At 61.8% G+C, this 16,558-nt stretch carries 14 protein-coding genes; all 14 read left to right on the top strand.

Translation table 11 applies throughout. The annotated features are described in order from the left end of the window. The 14 genes from FTO74_RS12760 to FTO74_RS12695 all read left to right on the top strand — a co-directional run bounded on the left by FTO74_RS12760 (position 1) and on the right by FTO74_RS12695 (position 16,530). The gene (locus tag FTO74_RS12760) at positions 1-1,155 is read left to right on the top strand and encodes an NAD(P)/FAD-dependent oxidoreductase (RefSeq protein ID WP_162538494.1); all 1,155 of its coding nucleotides are present in this window, start codon (positions 1-3) and stop codon (positions 1,153-1,155) included. 808 nt (positions 1,156-1,963) lie between these two features. After that, positions 1,964-3,607 carry a DUF4157 domain-containing protein gene (locus FTO74_RS19435; RefSeq protein ID WP_220399011.1) on the top strand — a complete coding sequence of 548 codons (1,644 nt, stop codon included), beginning with the start codon at positions 1,964-1,966 and terminating at the stop codon, positions 3,605-3,607. 348 nt (positions 3,608-3,955) lie between these two features. Continuing rightward, complete coding sequence (locus FTO74_RS12750) at positions 3,956-6,622, top strand: glycosyltransferase (RefSeq protein ID WP_162538493.1); 2,667 nt, start codon at positions 3,956-3,958, stop codon at positions 6,620-6,622. A gap of 30 nt (positions 6,623-6,652) precedes the next feature. Then, entirely contained in the window at positions 6,653-8,287 is a 1,635-nt protein-coding gene (locus FTO74_RS12745; RefSeq protein WP_162538492.1) for a phage tail sheath family protein, read from the top strand. A 29-nt stretch (positions 8,288-8,316) separates the two neighbouring features. Then, positions 8,317-8,844: a phage tail protein gene (locus FTO74_RS12740; RefSeq protein ID WP_162538491.1), complete on the top strand. Its 528-nt coding sequence runs from the start codon at positions 8,317-8,319 to the stop codon at positions 8,842-8,844. Positions 8,845-8,850: 6 nt separating this feature from the next. After that, the gene (locus FTO74_RS12735; protein WP_162538490.1) at positions 8,851-9,564 is read left to right on the top strand and encodes a hypothetical protein; all 714 of its coding nucleotides are present in this window, start codon (positions 8,851-8,853) and stop codon (positions 9,562-9,564) included. Next, complete coding sequence (locus FTO74_RS12730) at positions 9,561-10,283, top strand: hypothetical protein (protein ID WP_162538489.1); 723 nt, start codon at positions 9,561-9,563, stop codon at positions 10,281-10,283. The genes FTO74_RS12735 and FTO74_RS12730 overlap by 4 nt, the downstream gene beginning before the upstream one ends. Then, positions 10,280-11,539: a DUF4255 domain-containing protein gene (locus tag FTO74_RS12725; RefSeq protein WP_162538488.1), complete on the top strand. Its 1,260-nt coding sequence runs from the start codon at positions 10,280-10,282 to the stop codon at positions 11,537-11,539. Before FTO74_RS12730 ends, FTO74_RS12725 begins: the two co-directional genes overlap by 4 nt. Then, positions 11,536-13,512 carry an ATP-binding protein gene (locus FTO74_RS12720; protein ID WP_220399010.1) on the top strand — a complete coding sequence of 659 codons (1,977 nt, stop codon included), beginning with the start codon at positions 11,536-11,538 and terminating at the stop codon, positions 13,510-13,512. The genes FTO74_RS12725 and FTO74_RS12720 overlap by 4 nt, the downstream gene beginning before the upstream one ends. After that, positions 13,509-13,889: a hypothetical protein gene (locus FTO74_RS12715; RefSeq protein WP_162538487.1), complete on the top strand. Its 381-nt coding sequence runs from the start codon at positions 13,509-13,511 to the stop codon at positions 13,887-13,889. The genes FTO74_RS12720 and FTO74_RS12715 overlap by 4 nt, the downstream gene beginning before the upstream one ends. Beyond that, on the top strand, positions 13,886-14,542 hold the full coding sequence (locus tag FTO74_RS12710) for a hypothetical protein (RefSeq protein ID WP_162538486.1): 657 nt from the start codon (positions 13,886-13,888) through the stop codon (positions 14,540-14,542). The genes FTO74_RS12715 and FTO74_RS12710 overlap by 4 nt, the downstream gene beginning before the upstream one ends. Further along, on the top strand, positions 14,539-14,898 hold the full coding sequence (locus FTO74_RS12705; protein WP_174242224.1) for a LysM domain-containing protein: 360 nt from the start codon (positions 14,539-14,541) through the stop codon (positions 14,896-14,898). Before FTO74_RS12710 ends, FTO74_RS12705 begins: the two co-directional genes overlap by 4 nt. 10 nt (positions 14,899-14,908) lie before the next feature. Beyond that, on the top strand, positions 14,909-16,018 hold the full coding sequence (locus tag FTO74_RS12700; protein ID WP_255462239.1) for a hypothetical protein: 1,110 nt from the start codon (positions 14,909-14,911) through the stop codon (positions 16,016-16,018). Next, a complete protein-coding gene (locus FTO74_RS12695) occupies positions 16,015-16,530 on the top strand; it encodes a phage baseplate assembly protein V (protein ID WP_162538484.1) in 516 nt (171 codons plus the stop codon). Before FTO74_RS12700 ends, FTO74_RS12695 begins: the two co-directional genes overlap by 4 nt. Positions 16,531-16,558 lie beyond the last annotated feature (28 nt).

The raw sequence follows: 16,558 nt of genomic DNA, 5'->3' as shown, positions 1-16,558 counted from the left end.
ATGTCTGAGCGCTCTGCACCACATATCGCGATTGTTGGAGCGGGCCCTGGTGGTCTGACTCTTGCCAGTATTCTGCATCTCCACGATATTCATGCTGTGGTCTTCGAACGCGAAGCATTCTCTTCGGCGCGGCCACAGGGAGGCTCGCTCGACATGCATCCTGATGCGGGCCAGTTTGCGATTCGGTGCGCTGGCTTGAGCGAGGAGTTTAAGCACATCGCCCGTTATGAAGATCAGGAATTACGGATCTACGACAAATACGGCAGGCTGCTACTCGTCGATGCCGATGTTACCGGAAAGGACCGCCCTGAAGTAGATCGAGGCCAGCTTCGGCAGATGCTCCTGGACTCTCTGCCGTCCGGCGTTGTTCGCTGGGACCACGAACTGACTGCTGCTAGACAACGGGACGATAACACGTTCGAGCTTGAGTTTCGGAATGGATGGAGCGAGAGATTCGACCTGGTGATAGGAGCGGATGGTGCATGGTCACGCCTACGGCCGTTGCTGTCGGACGAGCAACCCATCTACAGTGGCGTGATGTTCGTCGCGCTCGGCGTCGACGATGCGGATGTGCGTCATCCGGAACTGGCACAGATTGTCGGACGGGGTATGATGTTTGCCCTCGGAGATTCCAAAGTGATCATCGGCCATCGCGACGCGAATAGCCACCTCGGCATCTACGCCGGGATGAGGGTGCCGGTGGATTGGGTCGAGACGAGCGGTCTTGATTGGTCATCAGGTGAGGCTGTGAAGGCCAGCTTGGCAGATCAGTTTAGTGACTGGTCCGAGGACCTGTTGCAGTTGATCTACAGGTCTGGTGCTGGTGGAGGGAAGGTTGCCCCTCGGCCCATCTATGCGTTGCCGGTTGGTCACCGCTGGGAGCATCGGCCTGGAGTCACACTGCTGGGTGATGCCGCTCATCTGATGTCTCCCTTCGGCGGCGACGGGGCAAATCTTGCCATGCGAGACGCGACGGACCTCGCACTCGCTCTGGCTAGTCACAAGGACTGGAGAGCCGGGGTTCAGGGCTCTGAGATTACGATGTTTGCTCGAGCGGAAGAAGCTGCGGCAAGCGCAAGGGATGCCATCGACGAAGTTTTCTCCGCGGAGGGCCTGGCTCATATCCTTCACGTTATGAAAGAACAGAGGAGGTAGCTCCCTGTGGGCCGAATTGACGTCTCCGGTATCAGGCCGCCCGGGAGAATATCGGCATTGACGTTCTCGCTAAGTACCTGGAGGGGTTTGGTAGACAAAAATACTGGTTTACGGTCGAGTTTAAATAATTGCCACTCGGGCTTGAGACCTTCGATGCTATGCTGTCAGCGTTTTCAGATGTCTATCGACGCGGATACGGGACCGTGGCTGTTCACTCCTCGGTGCCGGGCGTCGCGTCTGGTTTCTGGAATGTCGCAGGTGGCTTTATGAGACCAGTTCGACGCGCGAGATGCGAGCGTCATGCGGCGGCGGTTGTATCTCGGGAGTAGAACTGCCATTGCTGCCCCGGTCCGGGATTTGGATTCGGTGATGACCGCGACGGCAGAGGCGAGAGAAGAAGGAGAGGCATGCGATGGTTGGAGCCGTTCCGCTTTTTGTGAGAAAGCAACACCGCGTGTCTCCGGCTGCAACGCCGTCCGCTTCTGTTTCCGGGCACGAGCCATCCTCGCCGCACCCCTTGATCTCCTTCCGCGCTACCTCACTGTCTACCGGGCCTTTGCAGCGCAGCCTGGTCACGGAAACGTCAGGCGGCGCAATGGAGCAGGAGCCAGAGAACGGTGCGCAGTCGGTAGCGAGTGGGGGCAGGGACAATGTCCTCGGTACGGCCTCCACCCCAAAACTGCAGCGCTGTGGTTGCGGAGGTAGTGCGCCTGCGGGTGGCAAGTGCTCCAAGTGCAAGGAAGAAGAAGAGAAGAAAAAACTGCAGAGGAGTGCCTCTGGACCCGTAGGCGCGGAGGCGCCGGAGTCTGTGCATCGAGCGTTGAACTCGCAGGGCGAGCGACTGGATCAGCCCACACTTGGATTCTTTCGGCAGCGCATGGGCATCGACTTCAGTGGCGTGCGGATCCATGCGGACCGCGCCTCGGCGGACTCCGCGCGGGACGTGCAGGCGCACGCCTATACGGTCGGCAGCCACATCGCGTTCGCTCCTGGAAAGTATGCGCCGGGAAGCACTGCCGGGCGCAGCCTTCTGGCGCATGAGCTGACGCATGTGGTGCAGCAGAATCCATCGTTGCAGCGCAGACCGTCTGGTCGGACAACGCTCATGCGGGAGCCTGCCGGAGGAGGCTCTACGGCAGGTAAAAACGCAGCGGCCCCTGGAGCTACTGCGGCGAGCAGGGCATCGCAACTGGCGGATCTCCTGGAGCGCCATGCGAACAACGCAGATGCGCGTCTGGCCGCAATGGCGCGACCGGCATCGGACAAGAGCGCAGTGCGCGGAGACCTCGCACATCTGCGCGACGGCATCGCGCGTATCCGGCAGGCGGCCTCGCGGGGAAATGACGCGGAGTGTCGAAAGGTTCTGGGGCTGTTTACCCCAGCCAGATTGCGGTCTGCCGCGCACGACCTGGTGGGTGCTCGGGACACGCCTGCCGCGCCCACGCCGGTTGCTGTCGCGGAGCGGACACCACAGGGCATTGCGGCAAAATCGCTGGTGGTGGAGGGCGAAGAGACTCCGGCGGAGCGGGAGGCGAGCCGCGTAGCCGATGCGGTGATGTCTTCCGATCCCAAGCGAGCGCCCGCCATCGGTAGCTATGCTGGTGCAGGTGTGCAGCGTTACGCTCCGTCTCCCGGCAACTTCACGCCTGTCGATGTTGAAACATTGCTGGAACCCGCACTCCCCGAGATTGAGAGCCTTGTGGTGACCACAGGCGCAGAGGCGACGACCACTGTGGCGGCCGGTGGCGGTGTTCTGGCCGAGGGGGGACTGCTGGCGGCGGGAGGAACAGGGGTAGCCGAGCTAGGAGCCGGTGGCGCGGCGGCCGCTACTTTCCTTGGCCTGACGCCGGTGGGCTGGGTCATCATCGGCGTGGCGGTTGTGGCTGCGGTGGCAATCGGAGTTGGTGTTTACGTGTACAGCAAGCGCGGAGCGCAGCCCACGCCGACTCCGCAACCCAATGCACAGCCTCAACCTAAACCTCGGCCAGACGAGGATACGGAAGGTGTGCCGGAAGAGTGCGTCGAACATGCTCGACAGCTCTCGCGGCCAGGCTGCCGCATGATTGCCAAGCTGGGCGGCTCCGGCGGAGACCCGGTGGCGAACATGTTCTGCCAGGAGGCGACCGGCGGACAGCCGTGCGAGTACTGGCGGTTGGGCGAGAACAGCAATCGCGCGCTGGCCAAGTTCGACGCCAGCATGGGCCGCGATGTGATCGAGTGCAAGTGCGGATACGGCGGATTGGCGGAGACCTTTCGGCTTGCGCGCGAGGGGAGCTATCGAGCCCAGCAGGCCGTCAATCGGCTACTTGAGCAACTGCGGAGTCACAAGCGCCTGAGCGCTGACTGTGACCTGCAGTATCGCGTCATCGTCTCGGACGCGGGTATGGCGGAGATACTCCGCGAACAGATGCCTGATGTGGACGTCGTCCTGCATCCATCGGATCTGTGCTGAATCCTCTCATCGAGGGAGGCCAAATTGCGGCTCTCACTCTCCTGCGTTCATTCTGCAAAAAAATGCACAGATGGAAGTTTTTCATCCTGTGAAGAAAAATTCTTACGAAGTGCTGAATGTGGTGTGCTAATGTTTCCGTTGCCACCGAACCATAAGATCATCCGGTGTCCTGGGGTGTTGATCGATCCCATGTTTTCCTGCACTTAGCTCAAGGGATATCCACTCCTGCATGGCTGCATGTAGCGCACTTGCATCATTGCCGTCTCTGCACTGGTCGCTGTTTCCATTTCTCTCCATCTTTTTTTATGGCAGAGGTGTGCATTGTCGAATCCTTTCGTCAGCTGCATCATGCCAACACGGGATCGGCCCGCCTTCGCGCTGCAGGCCATTGCGTATTTCCTGCGTCAGGATTACGCGGAGCGTGAACTGGTTATCGTGGATGATGGTGTGCGCGACCTGTCCGATCTGATCCCGCGCGACAATCCCATGATTCGTTACATCCGCCAGAACAAGGGGATGTCCCTGGGCGAAAAACGCAATCTGGCGCTGGAGATGAGCCGTGGCGAATACGTCGCGCACTGGGACGACGACGACTGGATGTCGCCCGACCGGCTCAGCCGCCAGGTCCGCGAGATCCAGCAAGCTGATGCGGATATCACTGGTCTGCGCAGCGTTCTGTACTACAAGGCCGATAGCGGCGAGGCGTGGTCTTACTCCTACCCGGACAACGGCAAGCCGTGGCTGCACGGTGCAACGCTGCTTTACAAGCGTTCGATCGGCGTAGAGCATAGCTTTCCGACCATCAACGTGGGTGAGGATTCTGGATTTCTGCATCGCATCTCGGGCCGCGCGCGCTTTCACGCAATCGCCGATTCGGTGTTTTATGTGGGCATCATTCACGGCGGAAACACAAGCGGCAAGAACACAGCCGGACCATGCTGGCGCAGGGGACAACTGCGTGAGGTGACGACTCTGCTGGCGTCCGACCGTGATTTCTACGCACGTGTGCGGTCGCGGAATGAGCCGACGCGGGTGGCTCCGCAGTCGACAACGTCGCACGTTACGGTGGCTGGGTACTTCGATGTGAGCACCGGCTACGGCAGCATGTCGGAGTACACGGTGCTGAGCATGGCGCGTGCGGGAGCGCATGTGGACGTAGTGCCGCTGAGCCTCCACGGCGAAGGCCTGACGCCGGAGTTTCACCAGATCGTGAGGCGCTCGGCCCCTGACCGCGGTTCTCCGACTCTCTACTGCGGATGGCCGCGGCCCGAGCTTCTGCCCTTCCTGGCCTATCAGGATCTATTCATGTACACGATGTGGGAGAGCGCGCAACTTCCGGCAGGATGGGCCGATCAGATCAATCGCACGCGCGGCATCATGGTGCCTTCGCACTTCGTTGCGGATACCTATCGTCGCTGCGGTGTGACGGTGCCGATTGAGGTGGTGCCCGAGGGGGTTGACCCATCGGTGTATCCGTATGTTCGCCGCGAGCCGCGCCGCGGATTGGTGACGTTGACCATCGGACCGATCGACGATCGCAAGCATGTGCAGGAAGGGATTGCCGCGTGGAAGCTGGCCTTCCGCGACGATCCCGATGCTCGCCTCATCATCAAGACGACGTACGGCTATCGCAACTACACCCCGGACGATCCACGCATTCGTTACGTGGATCAGCAGGAGCGGACGCGCGGCATCCTGCACTGGTACCGGCAGGCAGACGTGCTGCTGGCGCTGGGCAACGAGGGCTTCGGCCTGCCGCTGATTGAAGGCATGGCAACGGGGATGCCGGTGATCGCGCTGGACTCCGAGGGGCAGTCCGATGTGTGCCGCGAAGCGCGTGATTTTTTGATCCCCGTGCAGCCCGCGTCGTGGAACGAGTATGACAGCCGCTCCTTTGGACGGTGCGGCCTGCGCGGCGTGCCCGGCGTGGAGGACGTTGCCATGAAGCTGCGCTGGGTGAATGAGCATCGCGAAGAGGCGCAGCAGATGGGCGCGGCGGCTTCGGCGTGGGTGCATCGCCATCGCAATGTGTGGAACAAGGGACCGGCTGTGCTGGAGATGATGGAGCGACATGTCTCCACCCGGCGTCCATTGCTGCGTCCGTTTGCGTTGTGGACCACCAGCTTTGGCGGGCGTTGCGGAGTCGCCGAGTACACCAATAGTTTGCGGGCGGGGATGTCACGGCAGGTCCGCGCAAGTGCTCATCCGCCGAACCTGCTGAATGTGCAGTTGCTGCACATCCAGCATGAGGGCGGGCTCTTCCATGAGTCGGATATGTCGCGTGTGATGCAGCAGGCGCACGATGTGCGCGTGCCGGTAGTGGTGACGGAGCACTCGATCGACGCGCGGGTGCGTGCCTGGGAAAAGGATGCGAATGCCCTGGTCTCGTTGAGTGCGGCGGGAGCAGAACAGCTTCGGGCGAAGCTCCCGGGCAGGCGGGTGGAGCATATCCCGCATGGTTGCCCGACGTGGTTTCCGCCGCGTAAACAGAGGCGCGGGCGTGTGCTGGGAGTCTTCGGTTTTCTGGATGCGCACAAGGGTTTCCGCGATCTGTTGGAGGTGCTGCGCGCATTGCCCGGGACCGAGCTGCTGATGTTCAGCCACGCCAAAGGTGAGGATGCCGAGCGCGAATGGAATGAGGCGTCGCACGGGCTGCCGGTCCGACGCATAGGCGGCTACCTGCCGGAGGAGGAGGTGGCGCGGCGGCTGGCAGCGGAGGCCGACGTGCTGGTGTTTCCGTATCGCGAGGTGGGCCATGTATCCGTCAGTGGGGCCGCGCGCGTGGGCCTGGCGACCGGGGTGCCGGTGCTGTGTTCGCCCACGGGCTGGTTCGCCGATCTGAAGGATGTAACCCATCAGACATCGGACTTGAAAGAAGGCGTTGCGCGGATGCTGGAAGATGACGCGCTACGCAATCGACTTGTACATGCTTCCAAGGAGTTCTGCCACGAGAGCAGTTGGTCCCGCGTGGCAGAGAAACATCTCACGCTCTGGCGCAGCCTGGCCACGAGCTAACCCGTCAACGCCTTCCACGGAGGAGGATCCATGCCCGTTCAGACTAGCTATCCCGGTGTGTATGTCGAGGAGATTCCGAGCGGTGTGCATAACATCGTTGGCGTCACTACTGCGACGACCGCCTTTGTCGATTTTTTCCCGCAGGGACCCATGGGGGTTCCAACCCAGGTGAGTAACTACACCGAGTTTGTCACGCTGTTTGGCGGCCTGGATGTCCGCAGCGAGGCCAGCTATGGGGTGATGCAGTACTACCTGAACGGCGGGCAGACGGCGTGGATCGTGCGCGTAGCCAGCGGCACGCCGGCCACGGCGCAGGTGCTGCTGGATGCCGCGTCGCCCGCGCAGCCAACGCTGCTGGTGCAGGCGAAGAGCCCGGGTGTGTGGGGCGAATCGCTGCAGGTGGGCATTGATTACAACACGCGCCCGCTGGGAGATGTACGCTTCAACCTGGTGGTGCGGAGGCTCGATTCGATCACGAATCCGACCAAGGTGATCGTCTCCGAGATCTTTCGCAACCTGAGCATGAACACCACCGATTCGCTCTACGCGGTGGACCTGGTAAACAACGCGTCGCAGTTGATCCAGTTGACGGACGAAGGCCTGGGCGATCTGCCCAATGCCACGGCGCCGGATGTGATTGCGACAGTGGCGGACCCGACCAGCACGGATTTTCTGCAGGTGCATGATCCTTCGCATCCGGCCAGCGATGGCGGCACTGCGGACTATCCGGACGGGCGGCCCGATGCCACAGCGATCCAGGCAGGCGTGGATACGCTGGCGCGGATCGACCCTTACATCTTCAATATCCTGTGCCTGCCCGCGGTGGCGAACTTCGGCAAGCCAAGCGTTCCGGACACGGCGAGCATTGCTGCTACGTACCAGTACGCGACCAGCTTCTGCCAGACTCATCGCGCGTTCATGATTGTGGACATTCCCGCAAGCATCACCGGTCTGAGCAACAGCGATCCCAGCGGCATCATGTCCTGGGTGAACGTGCTGGAGACCAATGGCTACACTCCCAGTTCGTACGCGGCGATCTATTTTCCGCGTCTGGTGATCCCCGATCCGCTGAACCAGATGCGGCCGCGCAATGTGCCCGTGAGTGGAACGATGGCAGGCATCTACTCCGCGACAGACAGCTCTCGCGGCGTGTGGAAGGCACCTGCGGGCATCGGTGCTGGAGTCGGAGGAGCGAGCCTGGCGACGATCATGAACGATGCGGATAGCGGCTCCATCAATCCATTCGGCATCAACGGCCTGCGCAACTTTCCTACCTATGGCAACGTGGTGTGGGGCGCACGTACCATGCGCGGAGCGGACCAGATGGCCGATGAGTGGGCGTACATCCCGGTGCGGCGCACGGCGAACTACATCGAGGAGAGCCTGTTTGAGGGCCTGAAGTGGGTTGTGTTCGAACCGAACGACTACCGTCTGTGGTCGCAGATTCGGCTAAACGTGACCTCGTTCATGCAGACGCTATTTCAGCAGGGCGCGTTCCAGGGCGCGAGCGCACAGTCCGCGTACTTCGTGAAGTGCGACGGAGAGACGACGACGCAGACCGATATCAACTCCGGTGTGGTCAACGTGCTGGTAGGTTTTGCTCCGCTAAAGCCGGCGGAGTTCGTAGTGATCCAGATTCAGCAGATGGCCGGCCAGACATCCTGAGCGGGCAGCGAAAGTGAGAGGGGAAATCGATGGCACAGTTCACGGTGAATGCGCAGCGTTTTGATCCTTATCTGAACTTCAAGTTCCGCGTGAAGTGGGATGGCAAGTATGTGGCGGGTGTGACCAAGGTCAGCGGTCTTAAGCGGACGACCGAGGTCGTGACGCATCGCGAGGGTGGCGACCCTTCTACGGTGCGGAAGTCGCCGGGCAAGACAACCTATGACGGCGTGACGCTCGAGCAGGGAGTGACCTACTCTCCTGAGTTCGAGCAGTGGGCGAATAAGGTGTGGAACTTTGGCGCGGGGTTGGGCGCGGAGGTTTCACTGAAAGACTTCCGCAAGGACATCCTGCTGGAGCTTTACAACGAGGCCGGACAGCTTGCGCTCTCCTATCGCCTGTATCGCTGCTGGGTCTCGGAGTACCAGCCGATGCCGGACCTGGATGCGAACGGCAATGGCGTCGCCATCCGCCACATCAAGCTGGAGCTGGAAGGGTGGGAACGCGATACGTCCGTGACCGAGCCGACCGAACCCAGCTTCACGGTGCCTGCGGCGTAGGCTCCTATGACACCGCGCATCCATCCATTGACGGCAAGCGACCTGATGGCCCTGTGGGAGCATGGCAGCACGCTCGACGACGCATCGCGAGCGGTGTTGCTGCTCTCACACGGCGAGGGGATCGCGCCGGACGATGCCTTCCGCCTGGACATCGGGCGGCGTGACCAGATGTTGCTGGAACTGCGATCAGCCACGTTCGGCAGTCGGCTTGAGACCTATTTGGAGTGCGATGGATGCGGCGAGGCGATGGAGTTTGCCATGGAGGCACGACAGTTCCAGGTTACGAGAAGGGAAGCCGCGAACACGACAAGCCTTGGCTCGTGGCAGGTGCGCTTGCCGGACAGCCGCGATCTGCGTGCGGCGAGTGGATGTGAGTCTACCGAAGCTGCCGAGCGAACGCTGTTTCTGCGCTGCGTGACGGACGGAGAAGGCAACGCAGCCGAGGCGAGTCCTGACAACCTCGAAGCATTTTCACGGTGGATGGAAGAGGTGTCGCCGGAGATGGAACTGCTGGTCGAGATGGATTGCCCGGCGTGCGGACGGCATCGCGCCGTGGCCTTCGATGTTGCCTCGTTCTTCTGGAGGGAGATCGAATCGGCGTGTTCGCGACTGGTGCGCGAGGTGGATGCGTTGGCTCGGGTGTACGGATGGAGTGAGCGCGAGATTCTGGATATGTCTGTGGCGCGGCGCAGGCTCTATATCGAGGCGGTGACGGCATGAGCGGCTTATTGCAGCGGCTGGGACAACGTGCGGTGGGAACACTGCCGCGCGTGGAGCCGCTGATGCGAGCGGGCCGAGAGGCGCGTAGCGTGGTCTCCGATCCTATGGAGGGGATGTTCACAGAGAGCTTCGTGGAGCAAGACGGGATGCACCGGGAGAATGACACGCCTGCGTCGGATGTGTCCTCATTGATTGCCGCAGAAAGGCAAGTGCAACAGATCCCGGCAACGCGCCCGTCGTCGCGCGTAACGCTGGACCAGGTGATTGCACAGATCTTTGCAGAGCCGTCGCGTGTCTCTGAGGAGTCTCCGCGTGTAGCCAGGGCTTCTAGCCCAACAGATCCAACACATCGAAAACAGATATCGAATGATTCGCTCTCGCCGGTACGCGAGAGTGCCACGCCTCCGCGCGAGCGGCTACACGAGACGGAAAGAATATCGCAGATGCCTGGGCTTCATATGCCCTTTGCGCCGATGGAGGGGCAAGTCGAGGGTGGTCGCACGCGGGATGCCCAGGAGCGGTCTCCAATGCAGGCAGAGAGACGCGAGAGAGCGGACGCTGTTCGTCAGGCCCCGAACGTAGAGATCAGTATTGGACGTATAGAACTGCACGCCGCTCCGGCACCGCAGCAACAGCGGTCTGTTGCCGCGCCGATGTCGCGCTCGTCTTTGCTGACGTTGGACGATTACCTTTCGCGTCGCCGTGGAGAACAGGCATGAGCAACTATCTCGCAGTGGCGCAGGTGACCTCCACGTTGCGGTATATCGTGACCAACTCGCTGCCTAAAGATCTCTCCGGCGCGTCGGTAACTACGCAACGGCCGGATGGGCAGCTGGGCAGTAGTAACACGGCGGGCGTGAATATCTTTTTGTATCGCGTAGGTCCGAACAGCAGCTTTCGCAATGCCGACCTGCCTTCACGCGACGCGAGCGGCAACGTACTGATGCGGCCCACGGTGGCGTTCGATCTGGACTACCTGTTCACCTTCTACGGAGATGATGCGAACCTGGAGCCGCAGCGGTTGATGGGCGCGATTACGGTTGCGCTCCATGAGATGCCGGTGCTGTCGGCGGACGAGATCTCAAAGGCGTTGACGGCGATGCAGCCCTTCAAGGGATCGCCCTTCAACGCCGCACCGTTCAATGCTCCACCGTGGCAGCCGGATCTACAGCTTGGCGCGCAACGGGTGCGTGTCTCTCTGCTGCCGTTGACGCTGGATGAGTTGTCGAAGCTATGGTCGGTCTTCTATCAGATTCCGTATGCGCTGACCGTGGCTTACCAGGCGAGCGTCGTGCTAATGCAGCGCGAAAGCCTGGTGCCGCAGAGCGCGCCGCCGGTGCAGACGCGTGTGGTCTCCGCGCAGCCGTGGAACCCGCCGACGATCCAGGCCATCGCCTCGAATGCAGGAGCGCAGGCGCCAATTGTTGCGGGAACGACGCTGGTGATTACAGGCAGCGGTCTTGCTTCGAGCTCGCAGACGGTGTCGATCGACGGCTATGCTCCCCCGCTGGTGCCCACGTCCAACTCGGATCAGCAGATCATCGTACCGCTGCCTACGGACGTTCCCGCGGGCAATCGAGTGCTGCGGATCACGCGGTTGTACTCCCTTGGGGTGCCCGCTGTAGATCACGATACGAATGTATCTGACGCGGCGGCGTTCGCACTGCGTCCGACGATTTCCACTCCTCCTACGCTCGGCGGCGGACAGGTCACGGTCACATTGAAGTACGCGATTCTGCAAGGGCAGACGGCAACGCTCCTGTTGAATGAGGCGACGGTGCCCGCGCCCATGAACCCCTTCGCGTACAGCGTGACGCTGCCGCAACAGGCTGCCGATACGACCACGCTTATTTTTCCGGTGGGTACGGTACAGCCGGGTAAGACGTACTTCGTGCGGGTGCAGGTGGATGGCGTGGAGAGCGGCCTGGATCTTAACCCGGCAAGCCCGACCTACGGCCCGACGGTGACCTCATGATTGCGATGCCTCTCCATCCCGATGTGGCAGGCCGGAATCAGAGAATGCTGGCAGCGGCGGTGCTGCGACTGATGACGGGACTGCACAACTGGGTGGATGGCGGTCGCGTGGGGCAGGTGCAGGGTGCGGACTCGGAGGAGATGCCTCTGCAACTGGAGCGCGTGACAAGGCTATTTGGACTCTCCTCGTTTGAGAGGCGCGTGCTGCTGGCCGCGGTTGCGTTTGAGATCGATAGTACCTTTGCATCGGTGTGCGCGGCGGCTCATGCGGACGATCGGATGGGATATCCCACGTTTCTGCTGATGTTGAGCGCCTTTGAGGATGCCCACTGGGATGCGCTCTCACCGTCTTCGCCGCTACGGTCGTGGAACCTGATCACACTGGCCCAGGGCGAGACGGTGGCGAGCAGTCGTATGCGCATCGATGAGCGGATGCTGCATTTTCTGTTGGGAGGTCAAGGCGAAAACACGCGGCTGGCGGGCGTGTGGCAGCCGGTTGTAGCGAGCGGCGTGCCGCTTGCCACATCGCAGGAGCAAGTGGCCACGCGCATAGCCGCGCTGCTCACACCGATGGAGGGAACACTGCCGCCGGTGATCGAGATACTGGGGGCGGACTCCGCAAGCAGGCAGGCCGTTGCGATTGCGGCGGCAGCGAACTGCGGACTTGGCTTGGGGCGAGTGGTGCCTCACCTGCTGCCCGGCTCCGCGTCGGACCATCACGGGCTGGCGCGGTTGCTGGAGCGCGAGGCTGTGCTGGAGCAGCGGGCGATCTTTGTTCCGATGGACGACCTGGAGGCGGCAGAGGGCGCGCGCACCACGCCGCTCAGCGCACTGCTCGAAGCCATCTCCGCGCCGGTCATGCTGGGGGCGGAAGCTCCGGTGCGTGTCTTCGGACGTGAGACCGTGCTGTTCGAGTTGAAGAAGCCAACTGTATGCGAGCAGAGCAATCTTTGGAGAGAGGCTCTTGGATCGCGGGCCTCTTCTCTGAACGGATCACTGGACCGGCTGAGCACGCACTTCAATCTGAGCAGCGAGGCAATCTATCGCAACAGCGCAATGTCGATCGCGCTATCTGGCGAGGAACCGAAAGATAGTGGGGGCGGGGAAGACAAGCTGCTGGCGGACTCGCTCTGGAACACCTGCCGCACCCAGTCGCGTGTGCGTCTGGACAAGCTGGCGCAGCGCGTGGAGGCAGATGCGGGATGGGACGACCTGATCCTGCCCGCCAGTGAGATGCGGGTGCTGCGCACGATTGCGCTGCAGATGCAGCACCGTATGCGAGTCCATGAACGCTGGGGATTTCGCGGTACGGGCGGGCGCGGCATGGGGCTGACGGCGATCTTTGCCGGGCAGAGCGGCACCGGCAAGACGACTGCCGCGGAGGTATTGGCGCAGGAGCTTCGCCTGGATTTGTTCCGCGTGGATCTGAGCCACACGATCAGCAAATACATCGGCGAGACCTCGCGCAATCTGCGGCAGATCTTCGATGCGGCGGAGGAGGCTGGTGCGATTCTGCTGTTTGACGAGGCGGATGCTCTGTTCGGCAAGCGCAGCGAGGTGCGCGACAGTCATGACCGCTTTGCCAATGCAGAGGTTTCATATCTGCTGCAGAGGCTGGAGCTTTATCGCGGTCTCGCGATACTGGCGACCAATATGAAGCAGGCAATCGACCAGGCATTTCTGCGGCGCGTGCGCTTCGTGGTGCAGTTTCCATTTCCGGATGCGGCGATGCGCGAGGCGATCTGGAGGCGTGCTCTTCCGGCTGAAGCCCCCACAGAGGCGATCAACTTCCATGCGCTTTCGCTGTTAAGTGTGACAGGTGCGAACATCCGCAACATCGCGCTGAATGGAGCGTTCCTGGCGGCGGCTGAAGGAACCCCGATCCGCATGGCGCATCTGCTGGAAGCGGCTCATGCGGAGGCCGACAAGCTGGAGCGCGCGGTACCCGAGAGTGAGATCGAGGGGTGGGTATGAGAGACAACGCAATGGGGTCGAGCATGAGGATTGGGCCAAGCCTGCTGCCGGTAGCGGAACAGGCGCGTACACGGCGGGATCGGCGTCATCTGGCTTCGCCTGCGTCGCATCATGCGGAGAGGCATGTTGCCGGACGAGTCGCGATCGATGTGCATGAGATCCGTTTGCACGGCGTGGCCGCGGGCATACGAGAGACGGAGCTTCGACGCGAGATCGCACGGTCACTGCAATCCGCGCTGGCCGCGCATGGCGGTCATATTCCGTCCGGGCTGCCTGTGCCGATTCTGAGAGCAGGGGCTTCCGCACGAGAGTTGGCGGCTGCGATGACTGCGGCGATTCTGAACGATGCCGCGCGCAGAGAGGAGGCTCCGCGATGAGCGCATTCCCTGGTTCGCCGCGACTGTTGCGCGGGGGCATCGTGCTGGTCGATCCCGACACAGCCGCTGTCAAGAACGTGATCGTGTTGCAGTACAACCCGGATTCGCTCAGCCGGAGCCTGCAGGTGCAGAGCGTGACGCCGGAGCATGGAAATCGATCCGAGGCGTTGCGCATCACGGGGCCCCCGATCGAGACCTACAAGGTAGAGGCCGAGTTGGACGCGACCGATCAACTGGAGATGCCGGATCAGAACCCAAACGTTGTGCAGTACGGCGTCAATCCGCAGATTGCCGCACTTGAGATGATCCTGTATCCAACAAGCTCGACGCTGCTGGCGAACAACGCCCTAGCCAAAAACGGGACGCTGGAGATCGCGCCGATGGAGGCTCCGCTGGCGCTGTTCATCTGGAGTCGCGTGCGCGTGGTGCCGGTGCGGATCACGGACTTCAGCGTGACGGAAGAGGCGTTTGATCCATCGCTGAATCCGATTCGCGCAAAGGTGAGCATCGGCATGAGGGTGCTGAGTGTGGACGACCTGGGCTTTGATGGCAAGGCCGGCAACTTCTACATGGCGTATCAGCAGCAGAAGGAGCGGTTGAGCGCTCTGGGGCAGGGCAGCTTTGCAACGTTGGGCATCGGAGGGCTTTCATGAGCACATCGCAACAAGCCATCTTTCAGTACCTGGGGTTGAACACGAGCTTGTTCCCCACCGGGAGCAGATATGCGGGGATCGATACAGGAACGCTGACAACGAACACGGGCCGCAGCATCGCATACGTGCAGCGGCGCTTTCTACCGAAGGCATCGACGCTTGCCGTGTTGCAGCAGTACACCGTGGCGCAGGGAGATCGACTGGACAATATTGCCTATTCAACCCTGGGCGATCCCGGACTCTTCTGGCAGTTGTGCGATGCGAATACGGCGATGCGGCCTTCGGAGCTTGAGGTGCAGGGACGAACGCTGAACGTGACTCTGCCGCAGGGCACGCCGGGGGCGCGCAATGCTTAGCGGGATCCACATGACGCTGATGATCGGACCGGCGGTGCCGGTGCCGGTGTCGGCCGATGTGTTGAATGCGTTGACGGCTGTGGAGGTGACGAACACGACGGATGGGCCGAGCGGCTTCCGTCTGCAGTTCACGCTGCCGAAGAAGTCTCCGCTGGAGGTTCTGTTCTTGGTCGCGGGGGGAGCGTCGGTGCCGCTGGTGCGCGTGGTGGTCGCGGTGACGCTGAACGGTGCGACGGAGGTTCTGGTAGACGGCGTGATGACGAATCACCAGTATGTGCCGGGGTCGGCTGGACAGGGGCCGACGCTGACGATCATCGGCGAAGACCTTACGCGGGTGATGGACTACATCGACTTCAGCGGCATTCCCTATCCTGCAATGCCCGCGGAGGCGCGCGTGGCCTTGATCCTGGCGAAGTACGCGGCGTTTGGCGTTATTCCGATGGTGATCCCAAGCGTGTTGATCGACGTGCCTATTCCGATACAGCAGATCCCGCGCCAGCAGGGTAAGGACCTGGCCTATGTGAAGCAGCTTGCTGCGGAGGTCGGCTACGTCTTTTACGTGGAGGCCGGTCCGACACCGGGAATGAGCATCGCTTACTGGGGACCGGAGATCAAGGTGGGAACGCCTCAGCCCGCGCTGAGCTATGACATGGACGTCTTCTCGAATGTGGAATCGCTTTCGTTCACCTACAACGCGGAGCGCAAGTCGTTGCCGGTGGTCCTGATCCAGGAGCCGATCTCCAAGACGATTATTCCGATTCCAGTGCCGCCGATTACGCCGCTGAATCCTCCGCTGGGTGCAGTGATGCCGATTCCAAAGGACATCGAGTTCCTTGATGAGACATCGAAGTATTCACCGGTGCGCGCGGCGTTGATCGGTGTGGCGAAGGCGTCGAAGACGGCGGACGTGGTGACAGGCTCGGGCACGCTGGACGTGCTGCGCTACGGGAGGATCTTGAAGGCGCGCAAGCTGGTGGGTGTGCGCGGCGCGGGCACTGCGTTTGACGGCCTGTACTACGTGCGATCGGTCACGCACAACCTGAAGCGCGGATCGTACACGCAGAGCTTCAGCCTGGGGCGCAACGGTCTGATCTCAACCATGGGGACGGTGCCTGCATGAGCAGCGGAGCAAAATTCTTCGGCAAGTATCGCGGCACGGTCATCAACAACGTCGATCCGATGCAGATGTGCCGCATCCAGGCGATGGTGCCCGATGTGTCGAACTACATTCCTACCAGCTTTGCCATGCCATGCCTGCCGCTGGCGGGGATGCAGATGGGCCACTTCGTCCTGCCGCAGATTGGAGCTGGCGTGTGGATCGAATTCGAGCAGGGCGATCCGGATTATCCCATTTGGACGGGGTGCTTCTGGGGCTCGGCCGCGGAGGTGCCTGCTCTCGCGCTTGCGGGCAATCCGGCGAGCCCGAACATTGTGCTGCAAAGCAGCCTGCAGAACGCAGTGATCGTCAGCGACCTGCCGGGGCCGACGGGCGGCATCATGCTGAAGTCGACTACCGGGGCTTCGATCATCGTGAACGATACGGGGATCTACATTCAGAACGGCAAGGGCGCAAGCATCGTCATGGTGGGTCCATCCGTGACCGTCAACCAGGGCGCGCTCACGGTGATCTAGCAGTACTGCAAGAACGAGAGGAGGCAAG

This window comes from Granulicella sp. WH15, from assembly GCF_009914315.1.
Lineage (GTDB): Bacteria > Acidobacteriota > Terriglobia > Terriglobales > Acidobacteriaceae > Edaphobacter.
This window is presented reverse-complemented; position numbering and strand designations above follow the sequence as displayed.

Bases quoted from the DNA above. Each gene is read 5' to 3' on its own strand.
- FTO74_RS12740 (WP_162538491.1), top strand. From the start codon at position 8,317: ATGGCACAGTTCACGGTGAATGCGCAGCGTTTTGATCCTTATCTGAAC.
- FTO74_RS12745 (WP_162538492.1), top strand. From the start codon at position 6,653: ATGCCCGTTCAGACTAGCTATCCCGGTGTGTATGTCGAGGAGATTCCG.
- FTO74_RS12735 (WP_162538490.1), top strand. From the start codon at position 8,851: ATGACACCGCGCATCCATCCATTGACGGCAAGCGACCTGATGGCCCTG.
- FTO74_RS12750 (WP_162538493.1), top strand. From the start codon at position 3,956: ATGCCAACACGGGATCGGCCCGCCTTCGCGCTGCAGGCCATTGCGTAT.
- FTO74_RS12715 (WP_162538487.1), top strand. From the start codon at position 13,509: ATGAGAGACAACGCAATGGGGTCGAGCATGAGGATTGGGCCAAGCCTG.
- FTO74_RS12725 (WP_162538488.1), top strand. From the start codon at position 10,280: ATGAGCAACTATCTCGCAGTGGCGCAGGTGACCTCCACGTTGCGGTAT.
- FTO74_RS12705 (WP_174242224.1), top strand. From the start codon at position 14,539: ATGAGCACATCGCAACAAGCCATCTTTCAGTACCTGGGGTTGAACACG.
- FTO74_RS12720 (WP_220399010.1), top strand. From the start codon at position 11,536: ATGATTGCGATGCCTCTCCATCCCGATGTGGCAGGCCGGAATCAGAGA.
- FTO74_RS12700 (WP_255462239.1), top strand. From the start codon at position 14,909: ATGACGCTGATGATCGGACCGGCGGTGCCGGTGCCGGTGTCGGCCGAT.
- FTO74_RS12730 (WP_162538489.1), top strand. From the start codon at position 9,561: ATGAGCGGCTTATTGCAGCGGCTGGGACAACGTGCGGTGGGAACACTG.
- FTO74_RS12695 (WP_162538484.1), top strand. From the start codon at position 16,015: ATGAGCAGCGGAGCAAAATTCTTCGGCAAGTATCGCGGCACGGTCATC.
- FTO74_RS12760 (WP_162538494.1), top strand. From the start codon at position 1: ATGTCTGAGCGCTCTGCACCACATATCGCGATTGTTGGAGCGGGCCCT.
- FTO74_RS12710 (WP_162538486.1), top strand. From the start codon at position 13,886: ATGAGCGCATTCCCTGGTTCGCCGCGACTGTTGCGCGGGGGCATCGTG.